General features: G+C 71.1%; 15 protein-coding genes. 10 read left to right on the forward strand and 5 right to left on the reverse strand.

The window, feature by feature from the left end; genetic code table 11:
• Positions 1-72 precede the first annotated feature (72 nt).
• The 4 genes from ACF07B_RS10690 (at position 73) to ACF07B_RS10705 (ending at position 3,578) form a co-directional block, all read left to right on the forward strand.
• Positions 73-768 carry a hypothetical protein gene (locus ACF07B_RS10690; protein ID WP_392178620.1) on the forward strand — a complete coding sequence of 232 codons (696 nt, stop codon included), beginning with the start codon at positions 73-75 and terminating at the stop codon, positions 766-768.
• Between the two features lie 228 nt (positions 769-996).
• Positions 997-1,989 (forward strand): hypothetical protein, encoded by a 993-nt coding sequence (locus tag ACF07B_RS10695; protein WP_392178621.1) that lies wholly within the window; start codon positions 997-999, stop codon positions 1,987-1,989.
• A gap of 189 nt (positions 1,990-2,178) precedes the next feature.
• Entirely contained in the window at positions 2,179-2,475 is a 297-nt protein-coding gene (locus tag ACF07B_RS10700) for a hypothetical protein (protein ID WP_392178622.1), read from the forward strand.
• A 386-nt stretch (positions 2,476-2,861) separates the two neighbouring features.
• Positions 2,862-3,578: a tetratricopeptide repeat protein gene (locus tag ACF07B_RS10705; RefSeq protein WP_392178623.1), complete on the forward strand. Its 717-nt coding sequence runs from the start codon at positions 2,862-2,864 to the stop codon at positions 3,576-3,578.
• Positions 3,579-3,622: 44 nt separating this feature from the next.
• Here ACF07B_RS10705 and ACF07B_RS10710 read toward each other — a convergent pair whose 3' ends face one another.
• Positions 3,623-4,657, reverse strand: a complete 1,035-nt coding sequence (locus ACF07B_RS10710) for a hypothetical protein (RefSeq protein ID WP_392178624.1) — start codon at positions 4,655-4,657, stop codon at positions 3,623-3,625.
• Between the two features lie 147 nt (positions 4,658-4,804).
• Between ACF07B_RS10710 and ACF07B_RS10715 the strand changes: the two genes are divergently transcribed.
• Positions 4,805-5,155 carry a PRC-barrel domain containing protein gene (locus tag ACF07B_RS10715; protein WP_392178625.1) on the forward strand — a complete coding sequence of 117 codons (351 nt, stop codon included), beginning with the start codon at positions 4,805-4,807 and terminating at the stop codon, positions 5,153-5,155.
• Between the two features lie 54 nt (positions 5,156-5,209).
• Here ACF07B_RS10715 and ACF07B_RS10720 read toward each other — a convergent pair whose 3' ends face one another.
• Complete coding sequence (locus ACF07B_RS10720; RefSeq protein WP_362396161.1) at positions 5,210-6,034, reverse strand: SDR family oxidoreductase; 825 nt, start codon at positions 6,032-6,034, stop codon at positions 5,210-5,212.
• A gap of 154 nt (positions 6,035-6,188) precedes the next feature.
• A complete protein-coding gene (locus tag ACF07B_RS10725) occupies positions 6,189-7,460 on the reverse strand; it encodes a phosphatase PAP2 family protein (protein WP_392178759.1) in 1,272 nt (423 codons plus the stop codon).
• Positions 7,461-7,838: 378 nt separating this feature from the next.
• Here ACF07B_RS10725 and ACF07B_RS10730 point away from each other — a divergent pair, with 378 nt between their 5' ends.
• Entirely contained in the window at positions 7,839-8,639 is an 801-nt protein-coding gene (locus ACF07B_RS10730) for a methyltransferase domain-containing protein (protein ID WP_392178626.1), read from the forward strand.
• A gap of 35 nt (positions 8,640-8,674) precedes the next feature.
• Here the strand turns inward: ACF07B_RS10730 and ACF07B_RS10735 are convergent, their stop codons facing one another.
• Both ACF07B_RS10735 and ACF07B_RS10740 read right to left on the reverse strand, forming a co-directional pair.
• Entirely contained in the window at positions 8,675-9,703 is a 1,029-nt protein-coding gene (locus ACF07B_RS10735; RefSeq protein WP_392178627.1) for a DUF6745 domain-containing protein, read from the reverse strand.
• A gap of 122 nt (positions 9,704-9,825) precedes the next feature.
• A complete protein-coding gene (locus tag ACF07B_RS10740; protein ID WP_362396173.1) occupies positions 9,826-10,152 on the reverse strand; it encodes a hypothetical protein in 327 nt (108 codons plus the stop codon).
• A 323-nt stretch (positions 10,153-10,475) separates the two neighbouring features.
• Here ACF07B_RS10740 and ACF07B_RS10745 point away from each other — a divergent pair, with 323 nt between their 5' ends.
• Genes ACF07B_RS10745 through ACF07B_RS10760 form a run of 4 tightly spaced genes read left to right on the forward strand, consistent with a single transcriptional unit; the run spans position 10,476 to position 14,862 of the window.
• Positions 10,476-11,444 carry an STM4015 family protein gene (locus tag ACF07B_RS10745; RefSeq protein WP_392178628.1) on the forward strand — a complete coding sequence of 323 codons (969 nt, stop codon included), beginning with the start codon at positions 10,476-10,478 and terminating at the stop codon, positions 11,442-11,444.
• Between the two features lie 37 nt (positions 11,445-11,481).
• On the forward strand, positions 11,482-12,645 hold the full coding sequence (locus tag ACF07B_RS10750) for an STM4014 family protein (RefSeq protein ID WP_392178629.1): 1,164 nt from the start codon (positions 11,482-11,484) through the stop codon (positions 12,643-12,645).
• Between the two features lie 58 nt (positions 12,646-12,703).
• Positions 12,704-13,510, forward strand: a complete 807-nt coding sequence (locus ACF07B_RS10755; RefSeq protein WP_369482803.1) for an STM4013/SEN3800 family hydrolase — start codon at positions 12,704-12,706, stop codon at positions 13,508-13,510.
• A complete protein-coding gene (locus ACF07B_RS10760; protein WP_392178630.1) occupies positions 13,507-14,862 on the forward strand; it encodes an STM4012 family radical SAM protein in 1,356 nt (451 codons plus the stop codon). The genes ACF07B_RS10755 and ACF07B_RS10760 overlap by 4 nt, the downstream gene beginning before the upstream one ends.
• Positions 14,863-14,869 lie beyond the last annotated feature (7 nt).

A 14,869-nucleotide genomic window follows, 5' to 3' on the forward strand; every position in this document is an offset into this window, starting at 1 on the left:
CCGGCGCACTCCTCGGCGTACCCTCATTATGCGAACGTGAATTCACATTCACATCCTATCGGAGGTTCGACCGTGACCGACAACCAGACCCTTCCGCCCGTCACCGTGACGCTCGAGGCCGGGCCCACCGGCGCCGGGAGCATCGACGACTTCGAGCTCTTCTACGCCCGCCGCGCCCTGGAGCGCTTCCGGACGCTGCTGGGCCGCCAGGGGCTCCTCGACCTCCTGGCCACGGACATCGAGGAAGGCAACGCCTTCCTTCGCGAGAGCGCCCGCACCTCCGGCGGCAGTTTCAAGGCGGGCACCACCGTGCTCGCGACGAAGGGCCTCGCCTCGGGCGCCTTCCTCGCCTGGATGGACAAGGCGTTCGCGGGTGACGAGAGCGCACTCCTCGCGGCGCACCCCGAGCACTACGTGATGGGCACCGACTCCATCGGAGCGCGCGTGGTGGAGAACATCGGCCCCCACGTCGCCGACTTCTACATGGGCGGCTGGGGAACGGACGCTCTGGCCTGGGCCGCGGACGCGGACGAGCTCCTCCCGGAGTCGGATTTTCCGCGCAAGATGTCCTCGAACCTGTTCCTGGCCGACGGCACCGTCGTCGGACGGGCGCTGATCCAGTTCGGCGACACCGCCGACGGCTTCACCGCGAACCTGACGGTCTACTTCCCCGTCACATGCCCGGACGAGGTCCTGGACCACCACCTGCGGCACTACGCCGTCGAGTTCAGGAACTGGATCGTCGCCGCCGCGGCCTCCCGCGCCTGACCTCCCCGGCCGGACGCGCCTGAGCTCCCCGGCCGGACGCGCCTGAGCTCCCCGGCCGGACGCCGGGGCCGCCCCGGCGTCCGGCGGGCACGCCCGGACGCCGGGGCGCCGGGGCGCCCGTCCGCGCCCGCCGCATCCGGCTCGCAGGACCGTACGGCCCTCCTCCCACGGCCCGGTCGACCAAGGGCGCGGCCCTCTTCGCGCTCCGAAGCAAATGAAGGACCCACGATGTCGAACCCCACCCAGCCCACCACGGGACGCAAGCTGACCCTGGTCGTCCTCGGCCTGGCAGCAATGATCACCACCATGCTGTGCGCCTTCGCGCTGCCCTCGCTCCACAGCGGCCCGCGCCGCGTCCCCGTCGGCGTCGTCGGCCCGGAAGAGACCACGAAGGCCCTCCGGCAGAGCGCCGACGGCGACGCATGGGACGTCCGCCTCTACCCGACGACCGCCGCGCTCCAGACCGCGGTCAAGGACCGGGACATAGCCGGCGGCCTCGCTGTCACCGCTCACGATGTCGACGTCTACACGGCCACCGCGGGCGGCCCCTCCGCCACCAGCGCCCTCACCGCGCTGGGCGACAGCGTCGCCGCACAGCACACCACCCGGGCCACCATCCACGACCTGGTGCCCTTCACCAAGGACGACCCCCGCGGCGCAGGACTGACCGCCGCGCTCCTGCCCATGATCTTCGGCGGGATCTTCCCCGTCCTCATCCTCGGCAGCGTCTTCCCCGGACACCGCGGACTGCGCACCCGCATCACGGGAGCCCTCCTGTTCTCCCTGGTGGCGGGTGCCGCCATCGCCGCCGTCCTCCAGTTCGCCACCCACTCGGTCGACGGAAACTACTGGCTCACCGCACTCGGCCTCATCCTCGGCACGGCCGCCCTGTCCACCACCCTCCTGGGTCTCCACGCCCTCCTCGGTATGGCCGGTTTCGCCCTCGGCGGCGCGCTGATGATGCTCCTGGGCAACCCGCTCTCCGGCCTGGCCACCGGACCCCACTGGCTCCCCACCGGCTGGGCCGCCCTGGGACAGTTGCTCCCCCCTGGCGCCTCCGGAAGCCTCCTGCGCTCGAACGCCTTCTTCGACGGCTCGGGCGCCGGGCTTCCCGCCCTCACCCTCACCGTCTGGGTCGGCATCGGCGTCGCCTTCGCTCTCCTCGCCGACCGACGCGGCATGCGCCCCGCCACCACGCGCGCCGTATCAGCCGCCCTCTGAGGGCCGGCTGCCCCGGGCGCTCGCGGAAGCCGAGGAGGCCGGGCACGTTGCTAACGTGCCGGTATGGGACGTCGTCGACATCGGCACTTGGTCTTGGGCTCCGAGCGATACCGGTGGTGGGTCAGCCATCGCCATGCGGCGGACTCTGCCCCCGGCAGTGCGGTCGGACGCTCGTGCCAGGAGGTTCTCGTGGTGGCGCGGGAGGGCACTCCGGGCGTGATCCGCATCGTCTTCGGCTCGGGTCCCGGTCGCGTGGTGGGCGGCGGTGGCTGGGGAGCGCACGAAGGCGGCGTCAGCCGCGTGCACGGCGGATATCTCAATCTCCACCGGCCCGCGACCGTGCGGGGGCTGATCGAAGAGGCTCTGGCGGACGGCCGACACTTCGGCCACGCCGGCCACGTCGACGGGTGGCGGTTCTTCGACGCCGTGGCCGCACGCGTACCCCCGGAACGCCGGGAAGCGCCGACCGAGCAGGCCGTGGAGTAGGGGCCTTCGGGACGGGACTCGGCCCGGCAAGCCTGGCGATCGACAGAGGCCGGCGGTGCGCCTCGTCCCCCAGGCCGTACAGACCCGGCCATCGACGCCCTGCCCTCTACGCCCTGCTTCCGCCCTCGCTGCTGCTGCCGCCGCCGCCGAAATCGGGCCATATTGGCGATCCGCTCCGGACAGCAGGCGGTCCTTCGGACAACCAGGCCTACGATTGTGCCGGTTGACGAGCCGTACCATCTGTTGAGCCCCGACGCACCGGGACGACGTACGGGAACAGCTGGAACGACCGGTTGTCCCGTCGTCGGTCCAGGCCTCCTCGCGAGGCCGCGGAGCGATGAGCCGCACGTGTCCGCCGGGGCAGCGACGACGCGAAAGGCTGCGACATGGTGCAGTGGCAGGGGACCAACTTCACCGTGGACGGGCACGAGCCGACCAGTGCCGAGGAGTACTACCGGATCGGCCTGCACTGCTGGAACAGCGGGCAGCACCCCGGTGCGGAGGTCTACTTCCTGGAAACCGCGGCGTCCACCGGACACAGCGCCGCGATCGAACTGCTGGGGCACATCGACTACACGCAGGGGCGGTACGCGAGCGCGGTGCCACGGCTGCGGCACAGCAGCGGTTCACCGCGAGCGGCCTTCTACCTCGCCTCGCTCTACCACCACGGCTGCCCTCAGGCGGGCATCGTCGAGTCGCTGGACGATGCGGCCCGCTGGTATCGCTCCTCGGCCGAACTGGGCGAACCCGAAGCGATGCTCGTCCTGGGCGACTTCTACCTGGAGCGGCTGATCCCGGTCAGCCGGACCCCGGCGGAACACGCCCTGGAATGCTTCCTCGCGGCCGCCGCACGCAACCACCCCTACGCCCAGTACCGCGCCGCCGAGATCTACCGCACGCTCTACCAGGACAACGAGCGAGCCGCCGTGATGTACCAGTCCTGTGTGGACAACCCCATGACCGAACGCCACGCCCTGGGGTCGATGATGACGCTGCAGAGCCAGGCGCACCTGCGGGAGATATCGGCCTCAAGGGCAGCCCGACGGTTGCAGCAGCGGCGTGACACCGTCAACCCCGCGCAGCAGCGGGGCGACTTCTACTGACGCCGGGCGGCCCACTCGCCTGGGCGGCCCGGAGTGCTTCTCGGTCAGCGAACGGCCAGGATCCACAGAAAGACGGCCAGCGCCCGCACCAGGTCTTCCGTTTCCTCGGTCTGCTCCAGCAGCGCGCCCGGTACGTGGGACAGTTCCCAGGCCCGCTCCCAGGCCGCCCGGTCCGAGGGCGCACACGGCTCCTCGGCCGCCCGGAGCCGCCCGATCTCCTCGGTGTCGGCCCTCAGCCTGGCGCACGCGTCGGCCGTGGTGCCGAGGACCGCCGCCAGGGGGCTCGCGTCGTCCCGCCCGGCATCGTCCTGCCTCGCGTGGTCCCGCCCGGCGCCGAGCAGTGTGGCGGCCGTGGCGGTCAGCGTGTCGGCTGTGGCGGTCAGGCGTGACGCCCGCTCCAGCCACCTCGGTGCCGGGTGCCCGGAGGCGGCGGGCGAGGGGGCCGGCCGTTCCAGGCCACGGCCGATGCGTGCGCCGGCGGACCGCTCATCGTCGGTGGGCTTCCATGTCCCCCGCTCCCGCAGATCGTCGGCCCGGCCCATGGCCTGGCGGGCCCGCGTGAGAGCCGTCGGCCAGTCGCCGAGATCCCAGTCCGGCGTGGCCCGCGACTCCCGGACGCGATAGCCGAGCGTCAGTCGCGCCCCGGCGGGGCGCGGCCGTGGAAGGTCGGCCTCGACGTGCGCCTGTAGTACGTGTCTGATTCCGGCCACCGATGCCGCGCTGCCGACTCCGATCCCGGCGCTGCGGGCAGCCTCGGGCACGGGTCCGGCGTCCAAGGGCTCGGCTCCCTCGGCGCAGTGGCGCAGGGCGTCGGGCAGGAGGACCTGGTCGACCAGGATCCCCGGGTCGTAGGCCGCTCGCCACAGCAGCAGACCGAGCGTGTCGTGCCGGGCGCTCCCCCACGGCCACTTCACCCGAGGACCGGGATCCGCGGAGAACCGCCGGGGCCCCGGTGTCCCGAGGCCGTGATCGCGCTCGTCGTACCAGGCGACCAACAGGCGTGCCTGGTGACGGGCGCGTTCCCACGCCCCGCAGCCGTAGGCGACCTGGTGCCCCGACTGCCACCCGTTCATGTCCACGGCGCGAACCGTACCCGGGCCCGGACGCGGGACGTCCGGCAGGCCGCGTCCGCCGTCCCGCGCGGGCTTCGTCTACCGTGGATTGAGCCTGCGCGACTCCCCGGTTCCGCCGCGGAGGAGCGCGGATTCTGGATGAGGGAGCCGTTCATGACTGACAGCATCTGGGGCTATCACCCGGCCGCCGGACACGTCTCCGGCACGGATCTGATCGGGTACAAGGTCGAGGCCCTCGACGGCGCCATCGGCAAGGTCGACAAGCACGCGGACGACGTCGGCTCCTCGTATCTCGTGGTCGACATCGGCGTGTGGATCTTCGGAAGGCATGTCCTGCTGCCCGCCGGGACCGTGAAGCGGGTCGACCGGACCGAGCGGAAGATCTACGTCGCGCTCACCCAGGAGCAGATCAGGGAATCCCCCGACTTCGACAGGGCCAAGCATGTCGGCGACGTCGACTACCACGAGCTGGTCGGCGGCTACTACCAGAGCCACCGCGCCTGACCCACCGGCGCGCCGGTGGGTCAGGGGCCGAGCGAAGTCGCTCACGGGCGGCGCTCAGCCCTGGGCCAGCTCCGCCACCGGCTGCCACTTCTCCCAGGTCGCCAGGCGCTGCTCGTAGTCCGCCCTCGCGATACCCAGCGGCGCCGCGCCGAAGAAGCAGCGCAGCGGTGGCTCGTCCGCGTCCACGATCTCCAGCACGGCCGCGGCGGACGCGCGGGGGTCGCCCGGGGTGCCGACGCGCTTGCGCCGCTGTTCCTGCACTTCCTTGTGGAACTCGGCGTACGCGGGGAGCTGCTCGGACGTGCTCGACGAGGAGCCGGCCCAGTCGGTGGCGAACCCGCCGGGCTCGATGAGTGTGACCTTGACGCCGAACGCCGCCACTTCCTGCGCCAGCGCCTGGGTCATTCCCTCAAGAGCCCATTTCGAGGCGTGGTAGATGCCGACCAGCGGGAAGGCGCTGATCCCCCCGATGGAGGAGACCTGCAGAATGTGGCCGCTTCCCTGCTCGCGCAGGAACGGCAGTGCCGCCTGGGTGACCCACAGGGCACCGAAGAGGTTGGTCTCCAGCTGCGCGCGAGCCTCGGCTTCGGTGATTTCCTCGATCATCCCGAAGTGTCCGTAGCCGGCGTTGTTGACGACCACGTCGAGCCGTCCGAACCGCTCGTGCGCCAGTCGCACGGCGGCGAAATCGGCCTCGCGGTCCGTCACGTCGAGCTGAAGCGGCAGCAGCCGCTCTCCGTAGGTCTCCCGAAGATCGCCCAGCGTGGACAGGTCGCGCGCCGTCGCGGCCACCGAGTCGCCGCGCTCCAGCGCGGCGATCGCCCACTCCCGCCCGAAGCCGCGGGAGGCGCCGGTGATGAACCAGATCTTCTGTGTCATGGAGTGCTCCTCGTGGAACGTGTCGTCCGCTCGGTCACCACGTCTCCGCGGTGCCACTCATGCAACCCAACACCTTCGAGTGCGCTCCAGGGCAAATCCGCTCTCCCCGGGCGCGGCCGGAACACCGGCTCCCGCCCGGGGCGGCGGGAAGCGGTCATACCTGCACGAGTTGCGGTTCCGGTTGCTGCACGGGCGCGGTCCGCGGATTCCACATTCTGGTGGTCCGCAGATATCCGTAGATCACCGAGGCCATCGCCAGAAGGAGTGCCGGTCCGAACACCAAGGGATGTCTGGCCATATCGACCGACAGATAGCGGTACGACACCAGAAGCACGGCGAAAACCGTCGAGCCGTAGACCACCAGCGTGGTCCCCGCCCGTTCCCAGCCTCGGTCGAACGAGCGCATGGCGGCCTCGATCGTGAGCGCGAACACCACGCCGGCGACGAGATCCGCGCCGTAGTGGTACCCGAATCCGAGTGTCGCCGTGAGCGTGCCGATCAGCCAGAACGTGCCCGCGTAGCGCAGGAGCCGCGAGCCCTCACGGGTGTGGATGAAGAGCGTGGTGGCCCAGGCCGTGTGAAGGCTGGGCATGCAGTTGCGTGGGGTGATCTCGTCGAACGGGACCGGGTGCGGGGCGCCGATCGGCAGTGGCGTGTGCGGCCACAGGTTGGCCGTCGCCCATTGCCCGCCTTCTGCGCCGTAGGCGAAGACCGGCCCGACCACAGGGAAGATCATGTAGATGGCGGGCCCGACCAGGCCGACGGCCAGGAAGGTGCGCACCAGATGATGGCCGGGAAAGCGGCGCTCCGTCGCCACGTTGCGGAGCTGGTAGAGCGCGAAGACGGCCGCGGCGAGCGGGAGCTGGCCGTAGACGAGATGGAGCGCGTGGTAGCCGACCGGTCCGGTGGCCTCGACGATCCGGCCCATCACCCAGGACGGGTTGCCCAGCGCGTGGTCGGCCGTGGCCACGTACGGGTCGAGGACGGACGGACGGGTCTCCGACGTGATCATCAGCCAGGTGTCGCCCGTCTTGTGACCGGCAACCAGGAGCAGGCCGAGTCCGACGCCTTTCAGGAGCAGGAGGCGTTCCTTGCCCGTGCGGCGCGTGACGGCGATGAACGCGTAACCGAGAATCACCCACAATGCGCCGTTGCCGAACATCATCTTGGCGTCGATCACCCAGCGCACCAGGAAGAAGACGACGTCGATGCCGGCCGCGATTCCCAGCGCGATGAACCTTTCCCGCCAGGAGAGGACGACCATCATCAATGCCAGACCGGCGTACAGCAGTGGTCCTGAGGTGGGAGTGAATATCACTTCCCTGGCCTGGTTGGTGATCGGTCCCGGCATTCCGTAATGGCGCGCGATGATCTCCATCGCGACGAGGAAGCCGAGGGTCACCGCGCCCGCGACGGCCCACAGAATCACCCGTGGCCGACGCTGCTCATCGAATTCAGTTATGTTCTTTATTCGTGAAATTACTCGGGATGCTATAGATATCAACTGTTTGGCCGATTTGTTAGGTATTGGTCATGTAGCTCACCCTTCGCGCTAGACAGCGTGTTCTTCTAGTGAAGGACGGACGATCAGGGCAATCGTCGTGAGTTCGATCATGCTATGAGCGTTACAGGTGGGTTTCAAGGGTCACAGCCGCTACAAAGGTCGGCGGATCCTGTGTGTGACGTTCTGCCGAGGCGACCGAAAGCTGCCACTCTGGCTGTAAATCGTTCTTCGACGCTACGAGGTTCTCATGGTGCGGACAGGCAGGAGACCCACCGCGGAACCGAGGCCGGGGAGCCGGTCATGACCGGCTCCCCGGCCTCCGGCGGCCACTACGGAGAAGATCTCTTCGAGCCGGAGCACCCGCAGGAGGCCGAGCGCATCGACGCGGCGGCGCTGGTCTACGACCCTGTCACCACAGGCCGCCTGCGCGCGCTGGGCGCGGGGCAGGGGGGCCGCTGCCTGGAGGTGGGAGCCGGGACCGGAACCGTGGTCCGATGGATGCTGGAGGAGGCGGGAGCCGCCGAGGTGGTCGCGCTGGACCGGGACACCGGCGGCCTGGACTCCCTCACGGGTCCGCGGGTACGGGTGGTCACCGCTGATCTCCGGGACGAGGGCCTCGACCTGGGCAGCTTCGACCTCATCCACGCGAGGTTCGTTCTCATGCACCTGCCGGAACGCCGCCGGCTCGTCTCACGACTGGCACGATGGCTGAACCCGGGCGGCTGGCTGGTGCTGGGCGATGCCGTGGACGTGCCGAACCCCCTGGACACCTCGTCGGCCTACCGGCGGACCATGGATGCCATGTGGCAGGCGCTGCGCTCGACCATCGGCACCGACACGTCGGACATCCCGGCGTATCCGCACTTCCTGAGAGAGGAAGGGCTCCAGAACGTCGCCGGCGAACTGCTCTGCCCACCGCTGGTGGCGGGCGGCCCGCTGGCCCGCTTCTGGTCCGAGACGTGGAACCGGATGCGGCCCGCCCTCGAGGAAACCGGACACGTGGACTCCGCCGTCATCGACGAGGCGGTGGCCTACCTGGCCTCACCCCGGCTCGCCGAACTCGGACCCGGCATGATGACGGCCTGGGGGCAGCGTCCCTGAGCCGCGCCGCGCCGCCGAGGGAGCGCCGTTCGGCCTCACGTCTGCCGGGACGGTTCGTACGCCTCCGCGGCGAGGCCGAACGTCCACGCCACGCCCTCACGAGCCGTACGCGTCGTCGGCGGGACACGCAGCCAGTACGTACGGCTCGTACCGTCGGGCTCGGGTGTGGAGTTGACGACCTCGACCATGACCACGTCCTCGTCCCCCACCAGTTCGACCCGCCACAGCACCCCCGTCTCGTCGCGGTGGACGGGAACGGCCCCCGACTCGTCCAAATACCGGTCGTAGCCGTAGTGCTCCAGCATGACCCGGCGCAGTTCGGCGTTCTCCTCGCCGCGTATCCGCTCGGGCGTGAGCGCGGTGAGTTCGTCGAGGAATTCCCGTGGGACCGGCATCCCCCGCCACGCGAAGAGTTCGAAGCCGTCCGCGTAGCGCAGAGCCGGCCCGTCTCCCCGGTCCAGGCGTCCGGCCTCGTCGCGGTGCAGACTCAGCGGCCGCTCGCTGATGACCGCCACCTTCTCGTACGGCCACCACCAGCCGGCCTCGCGCGCCACCGCCGCGATCCCGGCCAGGGCGCTCGTTCCGTCGGGGTCGAAGGCGCACAGCCAGGCCGCGTCGTGCTGGCCCAGGGTCGCGTCCAGGAGCAGCAACCGCACCCGGCTCTCCTCGTCCCGGTCGGCGGCGAGGTCCTCGACGATGCCCGCGCGCACCCGGTCGGCCAGGGTACGGGCCGACTCCCACAGGACCGCCCCCGTGGCCCGCCAGTGTCCGCTCCAGCCCTCGGGGCCCAGCCGCTCGTGCGCTCGCGCGCGTTCCGCCGCCCAGGGCAGCGCGACGACGGCACCGCGGACGCCGGGGCCGGTGTCCCCGAGGACCGCGCCGTCGACGGGCGCCGTGCCCATGAGCATGCGTACGGCCTCATGCGGTGACCGCGCCCAGACGATGCGCTCGGGCTCGTCCAGCCCCGCCTGTCGGTAGGCGAGCCTGACGCCGTCCTCGGCCGCCGCCCGGTCACCGGCCCCCGTCCGTGTCGCGGTGGCACGCCAACTTCCCTGTTCCATCAAACGTTCCTCTCCGATTTCCGCTGTGCCCGAGCGGCACGCCACCCGCGACGCCACCCGGTCCCGCCGTCGAACGCCCCGGCGCGCACCGCTGCGCACCCCGGGCCGGACCACGGGCGAATCCGTCAGTCGGCGACGATCCGCACCGAGCCCGGCACGTACTCACGCTGGCGGATCACGCGGTACCAGCCCTTGTGGAGCGAGATCGCCCCGTGCTCCTCGTGCACGACCCGCGCCCCGTCGGGAACGTGCAGCAGCATCGGGCCGAACACCCCGCCCTCCCGTATCAGCCGCCCCGGACCGATCACGGCATGGGCGTGCCCGGTGACCTCGCCGAGGGCCAGCACGAGTCGTCCGCGACCGTCGCGGGGCTCGGACGCCGCGTCGCGGACGTGGTCCGGCACGGCCGTCTCGTCCAACGGCGCGATCAGCACGTCTCCTTGGCGGAACATGGGTCTCCCTCCCGGCGCGGCACGGGATGTGCCGTGGGAAAAACCGTAGAGGCGACCACTGACAATCGGCCTGCGGACCTCCCACGCACCCCCGGTGACCAGGCGTCATGCCCTCGACGGCGGGTCACCTGACTCCGGCCGGACCGCTCGGGGTCGTGCGTCCGGCGGTCGTTCGGCCGCGTCCCGTCCACAGATGCCGACCCGGCTGGCCGCGATGTCAGTGGGGCTTGGTAGAACTCGTCTGTCTGGGTGCGGACCGCGCGCTCCGGACTCTCCACCACGACCGTCGATCCACCGCAACGAGCACGAAGGAGCGGGCGCGCATGACCATCAACGGGCACCTCGAGGAGTTCCACGGCCTGCCGGCCTTCACCTTCCCGGACGCCGATGACACGTCACCCCGTGCCGCGTCGCTTCCCTCGCCCGAATCCGTCGCCTGGCGCATCGCCGTGGACGCCTACGACAGCGGGGAGCAGTGGGAGGACGCCTTCGCGCGTTTCCTGGCCGCCGTGGACGCGGAGAAGGTACGGGCGCTGATCGTCGGCGCGTGGAGCGAGGTGTACGACACCGGTCCTGACACGGTGATCGCGGCGCTGGTGGCCGCGCGCGACCGGCTGACCGCGCTGCGCGGGCTGTTCCTCGCGGACATCGTGATGGAGGAGTGCGAGATCTCCTGGATCGTCCAGGGCGATGTGTCGCCGCTGCTGGACGCCTTCCCGGACCTGGAGGAATTCGGTGTCCGGGGCGGCAACCAACTCGTGTTCCCCGCCGTCCGGCACGAGCGGCTGCGCACGCTGACCGTCGAGACCGGCGGCCTGCCCGTCGAAGCGGTGCGCGGCATCGCCGCCAGCGACCTGCCCGCGCTGGAGGGACTCGACCTGTGGCTCGGCACGTCCGAGTACGGGGGCGACGCCGATATAGCCGACCTGGAGCCGTTCTTCGCGGGCACCCGGCTGCCCGGGCTGACGCGTCTCGCCCTGCGCAACAGCGAGATCCAGGACGCCATCTGCACGGCCCTGGCCTCGGCCCCCGTCGTGGCGCGCCTCACGCACCTCGACGTCTCCATGGGTGTGCTCACCGACGACGGCGCCACGGCCCTGCTGTCGGGCCAGCCGCTGACCCATCTCAAGGTGCTCGACCTGCACCACAACTACCTCGGCGCAGGCGTACGGACGCGCCTGCTGGAGACGCTGGAGCCCGCCGGCGTCACCGTCGACGCCGACCAGGACGACGCGGAATCCGACGAGGAGGAGGACGGCACGGTCTGGCGTTTCGTCGCGGTCGGCGAGTAGCGGCGGCCGGCGCAGGAGGAAGGAACGAGGAGGCGGGATGGGCGGGTTGCGGCCGGACGGCGTGCCGGTGAAGTGGGCGGTCGTCGCCAACGGGGAGAACCGCCGGGTGGCTCTGTTCAGGACGGCGGCCGAGGAGGCGGGCTGCGGCACGCCCCGCGTGGTCGAGTGGCGGGACGTGCTGCGGGACGGCGGGCACGCGTTCGCGGACGACGAGGTCGTCCGGCTGGACTCCCCGGGCGAGAACGCCGAGGTGGACCGGCTGTTGCGCGGCGTGGACGAGCCGACCAGGGTGGAGGGCTCGGCGCGCTGGTACGCGGGTTTCCTGGACGGCGTGGGTTCGCTGCGCGGGGGCCGGCGGCTCGACGACCCCGCGGATCTGGCCGTGCTCTTCGACAAGAGGCTGTGCCACGCCCGTCTCGACGCGGCGGGTGTGCCGGTGCCACGGTCCCCCACGTCCGGAGCCCTCCGTGCCGTGCGGGGCTGGAGCGACGTCCGTGACCTCATGGCGGAAGGCGGGCTGCGGCGGGTCTTCGTCAAACTCGCGCACGGTTCGTCCGCGTCGGGTGTGCTGGCCGTCGAGACGACCGCCTCCGGCCGGATCCGGGCCACCACCTCGGTCGAACGCACGGCGGCCGGCGAACTGCACAACTCCCTGCGGATCCACCGCTACACGGACGAGGCGCAGATCGCCGCGATCGTGGACACGCTCGCGCCGGACGGACTGCACATCGAGCGCTGGCTGCCGAAGGCCTCGCTCGGCAGCAGGTCGGCCGACCTGCGTGTCGTGGTCGTGGCCGGGCGCGCGACGCACGCCGTGGTGCGGACGAGCCGCTCTCCCCTGACCAACCTGCACCTGGGCGGTGCCCGTGGCGATCTCGCGGCCGTCCGCGCGCTGGCCGGCGACCGGTGGGCGGAGGCCCTCGCCGTCAGCGAACGGGCCGCCGCCTGCTTCCCCGGCACGCTGTGCGTGGGCGTCGATCTGCTGCCCGCCGTCGGCTGGCGCCGGTTCGCCGTCGGGGAGGTCAATGCCTTCGGCGACCTGCTCCCCCGCCTGACCGGCCTGCCGGGCAGCGGCGCGGAAGGCCTCGACACGTACGCCGCGCAGGTCGCGGCACTCCGCTCCCTGCCCCCCGGACACTTCCCCGTACGACCGGCGCCCCCGCTCGACACCCCTGCCAGGACCGCACATGCCTCAGCCTGATCCCGACCGCACACCGGCCACGCCCGCTTCCGTCCCGGGGCCGGCCCAGACGCCGGACATGACCGAAGTGGTGGGCCGGGACGACCTGCTCCTGCTCACCCTCGACACCCTGCGCCACGACGTGGCCGTCGAACTCGCGGCGGCCGGCCGTCTGCCGAACCTGACCGCCCATCTGCCCGGCGGCACCTGGGAGCGGCGGCACGCGCCCGGGAACTTCACCTACGCCTCCCACCAGGCCATGTTCGCGGGCTTCCTGCCCACCCCGGCGGCACCGGGACCGCACCCGCGGCTGTTCGCGGCACGGTTCGCGGGCAGCGAGACGACGGCGGACCGCACGTTCGTCTTCGACACCCCGGACCTCGTGTCCGGCCTCGCCTCGCACGGCTATCGCACGGTGTGCGTCGGGGGCGTCGGCTTCTTCAACAAGCAGGGCGCGCTGGGCGGCGTCCTGCCCGGGCTCTTCCAGGAGAGCCACTGGGAGCCGGAGTTCGGAGTGGCCTCGCCCACGTCGTTCGAGGCCCAGGTCGCGCGGGCGGAGAAGGTCGTGGCCGAACTTCCCGCGGAGCAGCGGCTGTTCCTGTTCCTGAACGCCTCGGCGCTGCACCAGCCGAACTGGTTCCACCTGCCCGGTGCCACGCGCGAGACCGGGGACAGCCGGGTCACCCACGCAGCGGCCCTCGAGTACATCGACGCTCATGTCGGACGGCTCTTCCGCGCGATGAGCTCACGCCGACGCTGCTTCGCCATCGTCTGCTCCGATCACGGCACGGCCTACGGAGACGACGGCTACACCGGCCACCGTCTCGGTCACGACTGTGTGTGGACCGTGCCCTACAGCCACTTCTTCCTGGAGCCGACCGTATGACGCTCGCCCCCGCGGCCGCCCCGACCGGCCTGCCACGCCCGTACCAGAGCTACACTTACGCCTATCCCCACAAGACCGCCTACCGGCCCCTCGTCCCGCGCCCCGCGCTGAAGGACCTGTGGACGGGCGAGTCCCGGCGGTCGCTGTCGCTGTATCTGCACATCCCGTTCTGCGAAATCCGCTGCGGTTTCTGCAACCTGTTCACCCGGATCGGTGCTCCCGGTGACCTGACGGGACGCTATCTGGACGCGGTGCGGCGCCAGGCCGCCGCGATGCGCGAGGCCCTCGGCGACGAGGAGACGCCCCGATTCGCCAACGCCGCGTTCGGGGGCGGCACGCCGACGTTCCTGGAGGCCGCCGAGCTGGAACGGCTGTGTGACATCGCCGAACAGGAGATGGGCGCCGATCTCCGCGCGATCCCGCTGTCCGTGGAGGCCTCGCCGTCCACGGCCACGGCCGACCGGCTGGCCGTGCTGGTGGAGCGGGGCACCACCCGTCTGAGCCTCGGGGTGCAGAGTTTCGTCGAGGAGGAGTCCCGTGCCGCCGTCCGGCCGCAGCGGCGCTCCGAGGTGGAGGCGGCGCTCGGACGAATCCGCGAAGCGGCCGTCCCGGTCCTCAACATCGATCTGATCTACGGCATCGACGGTCAGACCGCGGCCAGTTGGCGCCATTCGCTGGACGCGGCCCTGGCCTGGCGGCCCGAGGAGATCTATCTGTACCCCCTCTACATCCGTCCCCTCACCGGCCTCGGCCGGCACACCGACGCGCGGACGGCCGACCGGGACTGGGACGAGCAACGGCTGCGCCGGTACCGGGAGGGCCGCGACCACCTGCTGGCACACGGCTACGAACAGGTGTCGATGCGCATGTTCCGGCGCGCGGACGCCCCGCCGCAGGGACCGGACGACTACGCCTGCCAGACCGACGGCATGATCGGTCTCGGCTGCGGTGCCCGTTCGTACACCTCCACGCTGCACTACTCCTTCGACTACGCGGTGTCGATGCGGGAGATCCGCGGAATCATCGACGACTACACCGCCACCGAGGACTTCTCGCACGCGCTGCACGGCCGCCGTGTCGACGAGGACGAGGCACGGCGCCGGCATCTGCTCCAGTCCCTCCTCCAGGCCGAGGGCCTGCCCGTGGCGGACTACCGGCTGCGCTTCGGATCCGATCCGTACGACGACTTCCGGTCCGAGATCGGCGCACTCGCCGCACGGGGATGGCTGGCGGACCGGGACGAGGACCGGCTGCGTCTCTCGGCGGAAGGTCTCGCCCACTCGGACGCGATAGGCCCCGAGTTCTTCTCCCCGGCCGTTCGGGACGCCATGGCCGCCTACGAGACGAAGTGAGGCTCCG

Source organism: Streptomyces sp. NPDC015532, from assembly GCF_043078065.1.
In the GTDB taxonomy this organism is placed as follows: Bacteria; Actinomycetota; Actinomycetes; order Streptomycetales; family Streptomycetaceae; genus Streptomyces.